Below are 15,213 nucleotides of genomic sequence, written 5' to 3'. Positions count from 1 at the left end.
TGAGTAAGGCATCTATTTGACGATTCTATTTACCCATACTAACGGCTATTGCAGCCAGACTAGGCAAGATACTAGGCCTAAAATAAACCTCCGAGTCATCCAATTATCTGAGTAGATAAGATTCAAAGCTAAACATACCGAAATGAGCAGAAAATATCTGCTCATCGATTAGCCTATAGCCAGACTAAAACCAGCCTAATTTTAAGGTGCCAGAGCCTCACGAATAAAATCACTCTTATCACATTGAGGGCAGTCAGGAATAATCCCGGGGAATTCGATTCTCATCTCGTGGCCGCAGTGAGTGCACACCATATTGCCCTGATTAACGATTTCACCGCTTTGATAATGGCCCTGATGCTTAAAATCCTGCAAGACTTCATGCCACTCGATCTGGCTTCTGTCTGTGATACTGCTCAACCAATGCCATAATGTATTCTCTACCGTGATCATTGTCGGGCTATGGCTCAGATCTAAGTCATTTTTTTCATGTAAAAAATTCGCTATGTCACGTTTTAAAAATTGTTCAACTAATGCCAGCTCATTATCCTTAGCTCGGTCTTTGATAGAAAGAAAATCTTTACTGTTAGTAACAATATGAAATAACTCTTTTATAGTTATAGAGTTATCTTCAGAATAATCAGATTTAACTTGCGCTAGAAGCGCCTCGTAAACCGACAGTAGTTCAGTACTTCTCTTACTCATCTTAAATACTCCTCATCCGAACCTTTTTAATGACTCACTTCTAGTTTATTCTATGCAGATCTAACTCGCGTATAAAGTGCGCAAGATCAAATAATGGGCCCCATGGCCGGGAAATATTGATGCAAGAGCAATATCAACCTTCAGAAATTGAAGCTAAAGTGCAGCAGCACTGGCAGGACAAGAAAACATTTGAAGTCACCGAAGATGAGAACAAGGAGAAGTTTTACTGTCTCGCCATGTTCCCTTACCCTTCAGGCCGGCTGCACATGGGTCATGTACGTAACTACACAATAGGCGACGTAATAGCCCGTTACCAGCGATTACAGGGAAAAAATGTATTACAGCCTATCGGTTGGGATTCATTTGGCCTACCCGCTGAAAACGCAGCGATCAAGAATAAAACGGCTCCAGCCCCTTGGACTTACGAAAATATCGACTACATGAAGAACCAGCTGAAGATGCTGGGATTCGGTTACGATTGGAGCCGTGAAATCGCAACCTGCACCCCCGAGTACTACCGTTGGGAGCAGTGGTTCTTCACCAAGTTATTTGAAAAAGGTCTGGTCTATAAGAAGACCTCATCGGTTAACTGGTGCCCCAACGATGAAACGGTTTTGGCTAACGAGCAAGTGATCGATGGCTGTTGCTGGCGCTGTGACACTGTAGTTGAGCAAAAAGAGATCCCGCAGTGGTTTATCAAGATCACCGAATATGCCGATGAGCTACTAACCGATCTCGACCAACTCGATGAGTGGCCTGAGCAGGTCAAGACCATGCAGCGTAACTGGATAGGTCGCAGCGAAGGCATAGAGATGACCTTCAAAGTTGTCGATAGCGAAGAGAGCTTCGATATCTATACCACGCGTCCCGATACAGTTATGGGTGTGACCTATGTTGCTATCGCAGCTGGCCACCCTCTCGCCGAGCAGGCAGCAGCAAATAATACCGAGCTTGCCGCATTCATTGAAGAATGTAAGAACGCCGACACCACGGAAGCCGCGATGGCAGCCATGGAAAAGAGAGGTGTTGCTACAGGCCTTTACGCCACTCACCCTTTGACTGGTAAGCAAGTGCCAATCTGGGCGGCTAACTTCGTGCTGATGAATTATGGCACTGGCGCCGTGATGTCTGTACCGGCTCACGATCAACGTGATTATGAATTTGCCATTAAATATGGCTTAGCCATAGAAGGCGTCATTAAGCCAAGCGATAGCGAGCTCGATATCAGCGAAGTAGCCTACACGGAAAAAGGTGTGCTGTTTAATTCGGGAAACGCTTTCCCCGAGCTTGACGGATTGGATTTCCAGGCCGCATTCGATGCCATCGACGCTCGATTAATGGCTGAAGGCAAAGGTAAACGTCAAGTTAATTTCCGTCTGCGTGACTGGGGCGTATCCCGTCAACGCTACTGGGGTGCTCCTATCCCTATGATGACACTGGCTGATGGTACTGTGGTAGCGACACCGGAAGATCAACTACCGGTTATCTTGCCAGAAGATGTGGTAATGGATGGGATCCAGAGCCCAATCAAGGCTGACAAAGAATGGGCCAAGACCACATATAATGGCGAGGAAGCCTTCAAAGAGACGGATACCTTCGACACCTTTATGGAGTCATCTTGGTACTATGCTCGCTACTGTAGCCCCCATGCAGATCAGATGCTAGATCCGGCTAAGGCTAACTACTGGCTACCAGTTGATCAGTATATCGGCGGCATCGAGCATGCGTGTATGCACTTGCTCTACTTCCGCTTCTTCCACAAGTTACTCAGAGATATCGGCTTAGTCGATTCTGACGAGCCAGCAAAACGCTTACTCACTCAAGGCATGGTGTTGGCAGATGCCTTCTACTATAACAATGAGAGAGGCGCTCGCGTCTGGGTTGCACCTTCGGATGTGACTGTTCAGGAAACTGACGATAAGGGCCGTATCCTTAAAGCCATAGACAAGGATGGCAACGAACTCGTCTATACTGGCATGAGCAAGATGTCTAAGTCTAAGAACAACGGCATCGACCCTCAAGAGATGGTCGATAAGTTTGGTGCCGATACCGTTCGCTTGTTCATGATGTTTGCTGCGCCACCTGAGTTAACCTTAGAGTGGCAAGAATCAAGTGTCGAAGGCGCACACCGTTTCATCAAGCGTCTTTGGAAGCTGGCTCATGACCATATCGCTAAGGGGCCGACTGCCACTCTTGATATCAAGTCTCTCGATGCTAAGCAGAAAGAGCTTCGCCGTGAATTGCACAAGACGATAGTCAAGGTTACCGACGATATCGAACGTCGTCAAATGTTCAACACAGCCATCGCCTCTATCATGGAGCTAATGAACCGCTTACTGAAGGCGCCTCAGGAGTCAGAGCAAGATCGTGCTCTGTTAAATGAAGCACTATCGGCCGTAGTTCGTTTGCTATACCCAATCATTCCCCACACCAGTTTCAGCCTATGGAATGAGTTAGGTAATGCAGAGGCAATCGAAGATGTATTGTGGCCAAAAGCCGATGAATCAGCCCTTGTCGAAGACAGCAAGTTGATCATAGTACAGGTCAACGGTAAGCTTCGTGCAAAGATAACGGTTCCAGCCGATGCAACGAAAGACGTTGTTGAAGAGCAAGGTCTTGCAGAAGAAGGTGTGCTTAAACACACCGAAGGCAAGACCATTCGAAAAATCATCTATGTACCGGGCAAATTGCTCAACATAGTGGCTAACTAAGCATTCACCAAAAGGAAATACTGCCTAGCCTATGCTTATTAAACGCATATGTTTCGCAATAGCGGCACTGAGTATCATGCTCAGTGCCGGTTGCGGCTTTAAACTCCAGGGCAACTACTCGATACCTGAGCAGTTACAGACCCTGCACCTAACGAGTCAAGATGAGTACAGTGAGCTGACTCGACTGGTTCGCGAACGTCTACGTCTGCACAGCATTACTTTAGTCGATGCAAGCGATGACATCCCCACCTTACACATTTTACATGACTCATTGGACAGAACGACTCTTTCCCTCTACCCGACCGGTAATGTGGCCGAGTATGAGCTAACTTACCATGTGACTTTTGCCGTACGTTTACCTCAAGGTGAAGCGCAGGAGTTCGACGTCGATATTCATCGCGATTATCTTGACGATCCCAGAACCGCATTAGCCAAGAGCCGTGAAATGGAAATCTTGCTAAAAGAGATGCGTAATCAGGCTGCGGATCAGATGATTCAAATCCTTGCTTCCCTCGAGGTGAAATGATGCTGCTTTCAGCATCATTTCTGTATCGAGCCCCCGCTTATCTCTTGCCCCATCTAGGGGTATATTAATGCGGGTCTATCCAGATCAACTCCTACGTAATCTCTCTCCCTTGAAGCAGTGTTATCTCATCTTCGGCGATGATCCTTGGCTGTGCGAAACCAGTCGTAGCCAGATCTATCATCAAGCCAAGAGTCAAGGTTTCGAGGAGAAAATCCAACTGACCCAGGAAAGTGGATTTAACTGGAATGAATTGGTCGATCAATGGCAAGCCATGAGCCTGTTTTCCAGCCGTAGAGTGATCGAATTAATTTTACCTCAGGCCAAGCCTGGAGCCGAAGGCGGCACTATATTTCAAAGCCTGATGCAGATGGCTAATCCAGATGTGCTATTGATCATCACCGGACCTAAGCTCGCAGCGGAACAGACAAAGAGTAAATGGTTCAAAACCTTAGATAGCCAAGGTATATATGTTCCTTGTATGACCCCCGAAGGTTCACAATTTCAGCGTTGGTTAGAGGGTCGGATCCAACACTTCGCGCTAAACTTAACTCGCGATGCTAAAGATATGCTGTTCAGCCTCTATGAGGGGAATTTACTCGCAGCCGACCAGTCATTGCAGCTGCTGCAGTTATTGAGCCCAAATGAGCAGATAGACAGCCCGGAGCTGAGCCGTTATTTCGAAGACCAATCGCGTTTTAGCGTGTTTCAGCTCACTGATGCTATGCTCAATAACCGTCAGGACAAGGCGCAACATATCCTCTCCCAGCTAAAAGCCGAAGGCGTCGCCATGCCGATTATCTTGTGGGGGATATTCAAGGAACTGGCCATTCTTTTACAATTAAAATCAGCCCAGGAGGCCCAAGAATCTTTGCAAGGCCTCTGGGGTAAATTACGCATTTGGGATAAACGAAAACCTTTTTATCTGGCAGCCTTAAACAGACTGTCCCAGTTCCAGATAGAGGCCTTACTCGCCAGCGCTTCAGATATAGAGTTAAAACTGAAACAACAAGGTATAGAAGATTGGACTGGCGTGAGTCATCTGAGCTTACTGTTCGATCCTAAAGCCCATGCGGCCTTATCTCATATTCAACTCAACGACTGGAGCTAAACTCGCGATGCGGATTGGTATCTTGGGGGGCACATTTGACCCTATTCATTTCGGGCATATACGTCCCGCACTCGAGATCAAGTCACAGCTTAATCTCGATAGTGTCTGGCTAATGCCTAACCATATCCCCCCCATAAAACATCCACAGTAGTGAGCACAGAGCAACGACAGGCCATGGTCGAATTGGTCTGCCAACAATACAGCGAATTTGAATTGTGTGATATTGAGGCCCGCCGTTCTGGCCCCTCTTACCTGCTGACAACCTTAGAAGAGCTTCATACGCTATATCCAGAGCACGAGTTTTTCTTCTTAATCGGCACAGACTCTTTAGTCTCATTACCCAGCTGGTACCAGTGGCAGTCCCTATTTAGCCTTTGCCATTTTGTTGTGTCGGCACGAAGCGGCTGGCAGCTCACCTCCAACATGCCGGTATTTAAGCAATATGAACAAAGATTAACGAGCCTAGAACAACACAAATCGCAGAAGTCTGGCCTCATTTTCCAAGTCAATATTACCCCACAAGCATACTCCTCGACTCACATTCGACAGCAACTGGCACTAGGTTTAAGCCCATCAGAAGCCGTCCCCAGCCAAGTGCTCAAATTTATCGCCGAAAAAAACCTGTACCAAACACCAGCTTAATCCCCAACCTCGACTCTTGCCTCAGCTTAATTGCCCCAGCGCATCCTCAACGCCGGGATAACCTGTTATACTACTGCGCTGTCAAAATTTATTAAGGAATTACGCGTGGAAAGCGCCGAGCTAAAGCAATTTGTGATCGACAAGATCGAAGATTTAAAAGCCAAAGATATAGTCACGCTAGCAGTGGCCGAACAGTCAAATATGACTGATTATATGGTGGTTTGTTCTGGTACATCTAAGACTCACGTTAAGGCTATTGCCGAGAATGTGGTCCTTGAATGTAAGCGAGCTGGCTTAACCATAATCGGTGTCGAAGGCCGTGAAGGCAGTGAGTGGGTTCTTGTGGATCTAGGTGATGTGATTCTTCACGTCATGCAAGATAAAACTCGCGACTTCTATGAGCTTGAAAAACTCTGGTCAGCCAAGCCAGCTTAATGAAATTACAGTTAATCGCCGTTGGTACACGGATGCCAGATTGGGTCACAGCTGGTTTTCAGGAATACCAACGTAGATTTCCCAGAGACATGGCGCTGGAGCTGGTAGAGATCCCAGCAGGAAAGAGAGGCAAGAATGCCGATATCGCCCGCATTCTCCATAAGGAAGGCGAGCTGATGCTGGCTGCGGTCCCCAAGAGCAACCACATAGTCAGCTTAGATCTTCCGGGAAAAACCTGGAAGACGCCAGATCTGGCCTCTCAGCTCAGTCGCTGGCAACTCGATGGCAGAGATGTCAGCTTGCTCATTGGCGGCCCAGAGGGTCTCTCTCCCGCTTGCAAGCAAGCTGCGTCACAAAGCTGGTGCTTATCGGCTTTGACTCTGCCACACCCCCTAGTAAGAATTGTGGTAGCCGAGAGCCTGTACCGAGCTTGGAGCGTGAATAACAACCACCCTTATCACAGGGAATAGTAAAGTTCGGTATAACCGGACTTTTTTCGCTAAGGACCAGGCTTTATGCCGATTGCTATGCCGGAGAGAGTGTAAGTGGCGCCAAGAAAGCGAATTACGATGCATGACCACGCAGCTGAAGCATCGCTTTTTAAACGAAGAGCCATGTTCACTTTTGCTTGCGTAGTCATCCTATTAAGCATACTGCTAGCAAACTTATATCACCTACAAATCCTCTCATACAAAGATTACGAAACTCGCTCGAACGATAACCGTATCAGGGTCGTTCCCGTAGCCCCGAGTCGAGGCTTGATTTATGACCGTCATGGCAAATTATTAGCTGAAAACCGACCATTTTTTTCTTTAGAACTTATCCCTGAAAAAATAAAAAACATCCCTGAAGTACTCGAAGAGTTAAGCCAGATCATTCCCATCTCGGCCGATGAGCAGGAAGATTTTATTGCATCTCTGAAACACCACCGACGTTTCAAACCACTCACCTTAAAGAACCGTTTAACCGAGGAGCAAGTTGCACTCTTTAGTGTTAATCAGCATAAATTTCCGGGTATTTCTGTGATTGCTGGTCTCAAGCGACATTACCTCTATAATGGCTTGATGACTCATGCACTAGGCTATGTAGGCCGCATCAACGACCGAGATCAAGCGAGACTGCAGCGAAGTGAACAGTGGAAAAACTACGCCGCAACCAAAGATATAGGTAAGCTGGGCATAGAAAAATTCTATGAAAGTTTACTTCACGGTAAGCCGGGTCATTTAGAAGAAGAAGTCAATAATCGCGGGCGAACCATACGCACGCTTAAATCTGTAGCACCACAACCTGGGCAGGACATTTACCTGACCTTAGACTTAGATTTACAACGAAAAGCCATGGAACTGCTAAACGGCAGAAGGGGTTCGGTGGTAGCCATAGACCCACGTGATGGTGGTATCCTTGCCCTAGCATCCAGCCCCACCTACGATCCAAATTTATTTGTTCATGGCATCAGCAGCAAAGCCTACAACAAACTGCTTAACTCAAAATCCAGACCATTGATCAATCGAGCAACCCAGGGACAATACGCTCCGGCATCCACGGTCAAGCCCCATCTTGCTCTACTCGGTTTGGATGAAAAAATCGTCACCACTAAGACTCGCATCTGGGATCCAGGGTTTTGGCAGATCCCAGGCGTTGCCAGAAAATATCGAGACTGGAAGCGGTGGGGACATGGCTGGGTCGATATTAACAGCGCCCTAGTTCACTCCTGTGATACCTTTTTCTATGATCTAGCCTATAAAACTGGTGTCGATAAGATTGCCGAGTTTATGGGGCCTTTCGGCTTCGGTGAACGCACAGGGATAGATATCTTCGAGGAATCTGCCGGTATCATGCCCTCTAAAGACTGGAAGCGCCTTCGCTACAACCAGCCTTGGTATATTGGCGATACAATTTCTGTGGGTATTGGGCAAGGTTACTGGACAACGACCCCTCTTCAACTCGCCAACGCAGCGGCAATTATGGCCAATAAGGGCCGGCGTTTCACACCACACTTGCTCAAATCGATTAAAGATAGTACCTCTAAGATCGACACTCCAATAGATGAACTGGCACCAATCGAGCTGAATAATCCTGAGAACTGGGATATTGTCAATAAAGCGATGCAAGACACAGCCCAAAAGAAACGCTTTAAAAATGCAGGTTACACCGCAGCCATGAAGACTGGTACAGCCCAGGTCATTAGTGTCGCCGAAGATGCCAAGTATGATGCCGATGCCATCGCAGAGCACTTTCGTGATAACGCATTAGTTATTGCCTATGCCCCTTTTGAGAATCCCACCATAGTGCTCGCAGTGGTATTAGAAAATGCTGGTTGGGGTGGCGCCAACGCAGGTCCAGTAGCTAAAGCCTTGCTCGATGAATATATGTTAAGAGATACCTTGGAGCACCTTCAATGAGTTCGCAAAACCACAATCCTAATATTTGGCAACGCTTACACATAGACCTGCCATTATTACTCGGTATTTTGAGCTTGATGCTGTTCGGTCTATTCGTCATCTATTCCGCCGGTGGCGAAGACTTAGCCCTAATGGAAAGACAACTTGTCAGGATGGGACTGTCTCTGGCAATCATGTTTATCGTGGCGCAGATAAATCCCGAAGTATTCAGGCGTTGGGCCTTTCCAATCTACCTGGCAGGAATAGCCTTATTGCTTGGCGTTCACTTCTTCGGTGAAATCAATAAGGGCGCGCAACGTTGGCTCAACCTTGGTTTCATGGAATTTCAACCCTCAGAGCTGATGAAATTAGCCTTCCCTATCACCATGGCTTGGTATATCAGTAAGTACCCGTTACCACCAAAGAAAAGATATTTAGTCGGAGCCGGAGTTATCTTGCTGATCCCGACCTTGTTAATCGCAAAACAACCGGATCTGGGAACTTCAATTCTTGTGGCCGCATCGGGCATTTTTGTACTGTTTCTATCAGGCATGAGCTGGGCGATAGTGGGTACCTTTGTAGGCGGCATATTAGCTATGCTGCCCGTGCTCTGGTTTTTTCTGATGCATGACTATCAGAGAACCCGCGTTCTCACCCTGCTCGATCCTGAGAAAGATCCTCTGGGCGCCGGTTATCACATCATACAATCTAAGATTGCCATAGGCTCAGGTGGCCCTTGGGGCAAAGGCTGGCTAGATGGAACCCAATCACAACTAGAGTTCTTACCCGAGCGCCACACCGACTTTATCTTTGCCGTCATAGGAGAAGAGTTTGGCCTGATAGGCAGTGCGCTATTATTGATCATCTACCTCTATGTCATAGGCAGAGGATTGGTGATTGCATCCCAGGCACAGACCAGTTTTGCCCGCCTTCTTGCTGGGAGCATCACCTTAACCTTCTTCGTCTACATTTTCGTTAATATCGGCATGGTTTCCGGCCTTTTACCTGTAGTTGGGGTTCCTCTTCCGCTAATCAGCTATGGGGGCACCTCTATGCTCACATTGATGACAGGTTTTGGCATTCTAATGAGTATTCATACCCATAGACGATTTATCGACAGGTGAATCGACACGATTAAGACATTACACTAGTGCGTTATTACTAGTAAGACAGCTTATAGGCTTTCTCCCAGCAAGCATGTAGGCTGAAACTTTCTTAATGAATTAAGACAAGATTAAAGAAACTCACGTATGTTACTCGCTCGTCTTAGCGGTTTTACCCATAGCATTATCCAGATACAGGGAACGGTTTCAGTGAATATAAAACCACAACTAGTCACGACTCTACTCATAGCAGCATTCTCCATCTCGGCCACGGCAAATACTGAGACGTCCCACGATGACTCCAGTGTGGCACCATTAAAAACTGAATTTATGCAGACCCAAAAAGCCTTAGGCTTTTCGGAAAAAGAAGTTCAACAATTTCTTGATACGGCGAAATACGATCAAGGTGTCATTGATGCAATGACCAAGCCTTGGGAAGCCAAACCTTGGCATCAGTATTACCCCATATTTCTCACTGAGAAACGGTTAAAGGCAGGCATCGCTTTCTGGGAGAAACATAAGGCGACAGTGAGTCGCGCGGCTAAAGAGTTCGATGTAGATCCTGAAATCATCATCGCCATCATAGGCATTGAAACCTTCTATGGCGGTTACATGGGTAACTACCCGGTCGTTGATGCCCTCTATACCTTAGGTTTCTATTACCCACCCAGAGCGACCTTTTTCAGGAAAGAATTAAGTAATCTACAAACATTGATCAAAGATGAACAGCTCGATATAAATAACCTTAAGGGATCTTACGCCGGCGCCATGGGTTTCGGACAGTTCATTCCTTCGAGCTATCGCCATTATGCCGTCGACTTTGATCATGATGGACGCAGAGATCTGCTAAATAATCCAGTTGATGCCATAGGCAGCGTAGCAAACTATTTCCACCAACATGGCTGGCAGCCAGGTGCCCCCGTTGTGCTGCCTTTATCGGTCGATAATCAGCTACCCTCTCAACTGAACGTTTGGGCTGGTGAGAAGTTGGCCTATACCGCTGCCGACATTTTATCGCCAAGCGTTGCCCTGGCTGAGGCCATCGATATCGACGTATCCCAACCGGCACTAATTGTCGAATTGGAGCACGAAAAAAATACTGAATATTGGATGGGCTTGAATAACTTTTATGTGATCACACGCTACAATCGCAGCCCTCTATACGCTATGGCGGTCTATCAATTTAGCCAAGAGTTGAAAAATGCAGCCTCTCTTTAAGCAAGCTATCTTGTTTATCGGGCCCATAACTCACACAAATAGCCATGATAATTAATGACTTGGGCTGGAAACTAGAACCTTTATGACATTTGATATAAAAATCACACGCACGCTGGCCATTTTGGCCGCATTAGCTCTATCTGCCTGCTCTAGTTCAGAAAGCAGCAACAGCAGTCGATATGAACTCGCCAATGATAAAGCCCCAAGCAGCGCACCCGATGTATCTAAGGTAGAAAACGCTCATCCAAAATATGAAGCCTATAGTCGCGGTGGTAACAAGAGCAACTACACTGTGCTTGGAAAAACTTACCAGGTTTTGGACTCAGGAAAAGGCTTTCAACAAACAGGTCTTGCATCTTGGTACGGCTCAAAATTTCATGGTCACCTGACATCCAACGGTGAAACCTATGATATGTATTCCATGTCCGCAGCGCACAAATCATTGCCCCTGCCAAGCTATGTCAGAGTCACCAATATCAAGAACGACAAGCAGGTGATTGTTAGGGTTAATGACAGAGGGCCTTTTCACGAAAATCGAATCATAGATCTTTCCTATGCGGCAGCACATAGGCTAAATATGCTTAAAACAGGGACTGCTAATGTCAAAATTGAAGTAATATATATTGCAAGCCCTGAGTCTATTGCCCTAGCAGAACTAAAAAATACCAAGCTTCACTATATCCAGGTTCTGGCGTCCTCTGACAAGGCTAAGCTAAGTGCACTCTCAAAAGAGCTAGAGAATAAATATCAAGTTAAGACAAGAATACTACCGGTCAATAATCTCTATAAGTTGCAACTTGGCCCCATAGGCCAGAAGCAGCTTGCGACTAAGTTAAACCAAAAATTAAAAAGCAATGGCTACCCTCAAAGTTATCTAGTCACACAATAGTATTTGTCTTTAGAATTTGAGTTAGAGGTAATAGTTGAATATTACTTCCATTTACAAAAGATTAATGAACCTTCACTGAATTAGGGAGTCGACTAGTGATATACTGCGGCCAATTTCGCTTTCCGATTTTAACCAAATAAGACGTGCCTTGTTGATATGAATTTTTTAAATCGCCCTTTAAAAACGCTTATTCTTGCGACCTCAATCGCGTGCTCATTCACCTATGCAGCACCAGTCGTTACTCCTAATGCGCCGACTGTCGCTGCGAAATCCTATGTCTTAATGGACTACAATACAGGACAGATCATTGCGGAAGAAAATGCTTATGAGAGCTTAAATCCGGCAAGCCTTACTAAGATGATGACTAGCTATGTCATAGGCCATGAAATCAAGGTAGGCAATATCTCACCTGAAGATGAAGTCACTATCAGTAAGAAGGCTTGGTCAAAAAACTTTCCTGACTCTTCTAAAATGTTTATTGAAGTAGGAAAGCAAGTCACGGTAGACGACTTAAACCACGGTATCATCATCCAGTCGGGTAACGACGCTTGTGTTGCCATGGCTGAGTATATTGCCGGCACAGAAGATGGTTTTGTCGACCTGATGAATTCCTGGGCAATACAGCTTGGCATGAAGGACAGTTTTTTTGAGAACTCTCATGGTCTGGATGCCGAAAATCATAAGTCGACTGCCTATGATATGGCCCTCTTAGGGGCTGCACTTATCCGTGATGTACCAGACGAATATGCCGTCTATAGTCAAAAGTCATTTACCTATAACGGTATCAAGCAATATAACCGTAACGGTCTCTTATGGGACAAGAGCATGAATGTCGACGGTATAAAAACCGGACATACATCTGGTGCCGGGTATAACTTAGTCACATCAGCGACAAAAGATGGCATGCGTTTAGTTACTGTGGTCATGGGCACCAGGAGTGAAAGTGCACGTAAAGCAGAAAGCAAAAAACTTCTCAACTATGGTTTCCGTTTCTTCGAAACCATTACTCCATACAAGGCGGGTGACAGCTTTGTTTCACAACAAATTTGGTTTGGCGACAAAGAATCCGTTGATTTAGGTGTCATTACAGATACACCAATCACTATCAGCCGTGGTCAGGCTAAAAACCTACAGGCCAACTTCGAGCTTACCAAAGAGCTAACGGCGCCATTAGCCAAAGGCGAGACCGTAGGCCGTATCTACTTCCAGCTTAATGGTAAAGATATCGCTCAATTCCCGCTAGTCACCCTGCAGGAAGTCAATGAAGGTAGCTGGTTCAGTAAGCTAATGGATTACTTTAAGCAGATGTTTGCAGGCTGGTTTAGCTAGAGATTCTTTTATAAGCAAAATTTGAAGCCACCTTAGGGTGGCTTCTTTGTTTCAAGTCTCCCTTGAAAAACGTATAATGAGCTCCATATAGAGCCTATTACATCGGCAAGAGATTATAGTTATGTTAGATACAAAATTTGATGAAGTGATGGAATTCCCAGCTTCATTTCCGTTTAAAATCATTGGAGATGCCAGTGACACTTTGGCCGACAGAGTCGTTGCCGTCGTTCAACAACACATTCCAGGTGATTATGTTCCAAGCACCAAGGTGTCCAGTAAAGGCACTTATAATTCGATCACCATTCGTGTTACGGTTCAAGATAAAGCCCAGGTAGAGACACTCTATATAGAGCTTTCCGCCATTGAAGGTGTGAAGCGCGTCTTATAGTCGCTGTATTTTGTCTTTCGAATTATGATTAACGAACGGCACTTGAAAATCAGACACTTGTCAATTTCTTCAATACTCCTCTAACCAATAAATGTGATCTAGCTTACATTTATTGGTTAGAGGAGTATAATGCCGCCATTATTGTTTAAGGGGAGAGGTTGCCCTTGTCTCAGAGCACGTTACACGTTAGATATCTTGGTCAGCAAGATTACGAATCGGTATGGCACGCGATGCAGGACTATACCGACAACCGGGATGAATCTAGTCCAGATCAACTTTGGATAGTTGAACATCCACCTGTGTTTACCCAAGGTCAAGCAGGCAAGAGTGAGCACATTATCAACCCAGGTGATATACCAGTTATACTGGTCGACCGAGGTGGTCAAGTGACTTATCACGGACCAGGTCAGCTTGTGGCTTACCCTCTTATCAATATAAAAAGACTCAAGATTGGTGTACGTCAGCTCGTCACCGACATTGAAAATAGCATAGTGCAGATGCTTGAAACATATCAAGTTAAAGCCTATGCAAAAGCCGATGCTCCAGGCGTTTATGTCGATGAACGTAAAATCGCATCGCTAGGCTTAAGGATCCGTAAGGGCTGTTCTTTTCACGGTTTAGCCCTTAATGTCGATATGGATATGAGCCCGTTTCAACGAATTAACCCATGTGGTTATGTCGGTTTAGAAATGGCGCAATGCAAGTCGTTAGGCGGACCTCAAACTGTCGAAGAGGCAGGAGAGCAACTCGTTAAAACATTTAGCCAGAACTTAGGCTATCAGAATCTAGTTCATCATCAAGGATTGTCAGAGTCATGAGTAGGCCAGAAAGATTACAACCTGGAGTTAAACTAAGAGATGAAGCTAAGCTCTCTCGAATTCCAATTAAAATCGTTCCTTCAGAGCGTGCAACCATGCTACGTAAACCCGATTGGTTGCGAGTAAAGCTGCCGGCATCGAATCAAAGGATCACAGAGATAAAACAGGCTTTGCGCAAGAATGGTCTTCACTCTGTATGTGAAGAGGCATCCTGCCCCAACCTTGCTGAGTGCTTTAACCATGGTACGGCCACCTTTATGATTTTGGGCGCCATCTGTACCCGTCGCTGCCCATTCTGTGATGTTGCCCATGGTCGTCCTCTAAAACCTGATGCCGAAGAGCCTGTAAAATTAGCTCAGACTATCAGGGATATGAAGCTTAAGTATGTGGTTATCACCTCTGTGGATCGTGACGATCTGCGTGACGGTGGCGCTCAGCACTTTGCGGATTGTATCCGTGAAATACGCTTACTCAACCCTGATATCAAAATCGAAACCTTAGTCCCTGACTTCCGTGGACGTATCGATGCAGCGTTAGAAATTTTGGCCACCGAGCCACCGGATGTGTTCAATCACAACCTTGAAACTGCACCTATGCACTACCGTAAGGCAAGACCAGGTGCTAACTATCAATGGTCTCTCGACCTGTTGAAAAAGTTTAAAGCGCGTCATCCACACATCCCGACTAAGTCAGGACTGATGATGGGCTTAGGTGAAACCAACGAAGAGATAGCTCAGGTATTACGCGATCTGCGTGCTCATAATGTTGAGATGCTGACTCTAGGTCAATACTTGCAACCATCAAAATTCCACTTGCCGGTAGAACGTTATGTGCCACCTGCAGAATTTGATGAACTGAGAGTCTTTGCCGAAGAGATAGGCTTTACTCATGCAGCCTGTGGACCTATGGTGCGCTCTAGCTACCATGCTGATCTGCAAGCCCAAGGTAAAGAAGTCAAATAGA

Annotated in this window: 14 protein-coding genes and 1 pseudogene; 14 read left to right on the top strand and 1 reads right to left on the bottom strand. The window is 46.0% G+C overall.

The window, feature by feature from the left end:
* Positions 1 to 201 precede the first annotated feature (201 nt).
* A complete protein-coding gene (locus FM037_RS06275) occupies positions 202 to 702 on the bottom strand; it encodes a zinc ribbon-containing protein (RefSeq protein WP_144045294.1) in 501 nt (166 codons plus the stop codon).
* A gap of 119 nt (positions 703 to 821) precedes the next feature.
* On the opposite strand from FM037_RS06275, the gene leuS reads away from it, so the two are divergent.
* The 14 genes and pseudogenes from leuS (at position 822) to lipA (ending at position 15,212) form a co-directional block, all read left to right on the top strand.
* The gene (leuS, locus tag FM037_RS06270; protein WP_144045293.1) at positions 822 to 3,413 is read left to right on the top strand and encodes a leucine--tRNA ligase; all 2,592 of its coding nucleotides are present in this window, start codon (positions 822 to 824) and stop codon (positions 3,411 to 3,413) included.
* A 31-nt stretch (positions 3,414 to 3,444) separates the two neighbouring features.
* Positions 3,445 to 3,939: an LPS-assembly lipoprotein LptE gene (locus FM037_RS06265; protein ID WP_144045292.1), complete on the top strand. Its 495-nt coding sequence runs from the start codon at positions 3,445 to 3,447 to the stop codon at positions 3,937 to 3,939.
* A 67-nt stretch (positions 3,940 to 4,006) separates the two neighbouring features.
* Positions 4,007 to 5,047 carry a DNA polymerase III subunit delta gene (gene holA / locus FM037_RS06260; RefSeq protein ID WP_144045291.1) on the top strand — a complete coding sequence of 347 codons (1,041 nt, stop codon included), beginning with the start codon at positions 4,007 to 4,009 and terminating at the stop codon, positions 5,045 to 5,047.
* A 7-nt stretch (positions 5,048 to 5,054) separates the two neighbouring features.
* Positions 5,055 to 5,689, top strand: a pseudogene (gene nadD, locus FM037_RS06255) (nicotinate-nucleotide adenylyltransferase).
* Between the two features lie 105 nt (positions 5,690 to 5,794).
* Complete coding sequence (rsfS, locus tag FM037_RS06250; RefSeq protein ID WP_144045290.1) at positions 5,795 to 6,124, top strand: ribosome silencing factor; 330 nt, start codon at positions 5,795 to 5,797, stop codon at positions 6,122 to 6,124.
* On the top strand, positions 6,124 to 6,594 hold the full coding sequence (gene rlmH, locus FM037_RS06245) for a 23S rRNA (pseudouridine(1915)-N(3))-methyltransferase RlmH (RefSeq protein WP_144045289.1): 471 nt from the start codon (positions 6,124 to 6,126) through the stop codon (positions 6,592 to 6,594). The genes rsfS and rlmH overlap by 1 nt, the downstream gene beginning before the upstream one ends.
* A gap of 75 nt (positions 6,595 to 6,669) precedes the next feature.
* A complete protein-coding gene (gene mrdA / locus FM037_RS06240; protein ID WP_144045288.1) occupies positions 6,670 to 8,526 on the top strand; it encodes a penicillin-binding protein 2 in 1,857 nt (618 codons plus the stop codon).
* Entirely contained in the window at positions 8,523 to 9,629 is a 1,107-nt protein-coding gene (rodA, locus tag FM037_RS06235; RefSeq protein ID WP_144045287.1) for a rod shape-determining protein RodA, read from the top strand. The genes mrdA and rodA overlap by 4 nt, the downstream gene beginning before the upstream one ends.
* A gap of 189 nt (positions 9,630 to 9,818) precedes the next feature.
* Positions 9,819 to 10,826 (top strand): lytic murein transglycosylase B, encoded by a 1,008-nt coding sequence (gene mltB, locus FM037_RS06230; RefSeq protein ID WP_144048854.1) that lies wholly within the window; start codon positions 9,819 to 9,821, stop codon positions 10,824 to 10,826.
* An 82-nt stretch (positions 10,827 to 10,908) separates the two neighbouring features.
* Positions 10,909 to 11,715, top strand: a complete 807-nt coding sequence (locus tag FM037_RS06225) for a septal ring lytic transglycosylase RlpA family protein (RefSeq protein WP_144045286.1) — start codon at positions 10,909 to 10,911, stop codon at positions 11,713 to 11,715.
* A gap of 156 nt (positions 11,716 to 11,871) precedes the next feature.
* Positions 11,872 to 13,044, top strand: coding sequence for a serine hydrolase (locus FM037_RS06220; RefSeq protein WP_144045285.1), 1,173 nt, complete (start codon positions 11,872 to 11,874; stop codon positions 13,042 to 13,044).
* Between the two features lie 121 nt (positions 13,045 to 13,165).
* Positions 13,166 to 13,432 carry a DUF493 family protein YbeD gene (gene ybeD / locus FM037_RS06215; RefSeq protein WP_144045284.1) on the top strand — a complete coding sequence of 89 codons (267 nt, stop codon included), beginning with the start codon at positions 13,166 to 13,168 and terminating at the stop codon, positions 13,430 to 13,432.
* A gap of 164 nt (positions 13,433 to 13,596) precedes the next feature.
* Positions 13,597 to 14,250 carry a lipoyl(octanoyl) transferase LipB gene (gene lipB / locus FM037_RS06210; RefSeq protein WP_144045283.1) on the top strand — a complete coding sequence of 218 codons (654 nt, stop codon included), beginning with the start codon at positions 13,597 to 13,599 and terminating at the stop codon, positions 14,248 to 14,250.
* Positions 14,247 to 15,212, top strand: a complete 966-nt coding sequence (lipA, locus tag FM037_RS06205) for a lipoyl synthase (RefSeq protein ID WP_144045282.1) — start codon at positions 14,247 to 14,249, stop codon at positions 15,210 to 15,212. The genes lipB and lipA overlap by 4 nt, the downstream gene beginning before the upstream one ends.
* The last annotated feature ends 1 nt before the right edge of the window (position 15,213 follow it).

Source organism: Shewanella psychropiezotolerans (assembly GCF_007197555.1).
GTDB classification, from domain to species: domain Bacteria; phylum Pseudomonadota; class Gammaproteobacteria; order Enterobacterales; family Shewanellaceae; genus Shewanella; species Shewanella psychropiezotolerans.
Note: the sequence above shows the minus strand (reverse complement) of the source record. Positions and strands in the feature narration are given on the sequence as shown.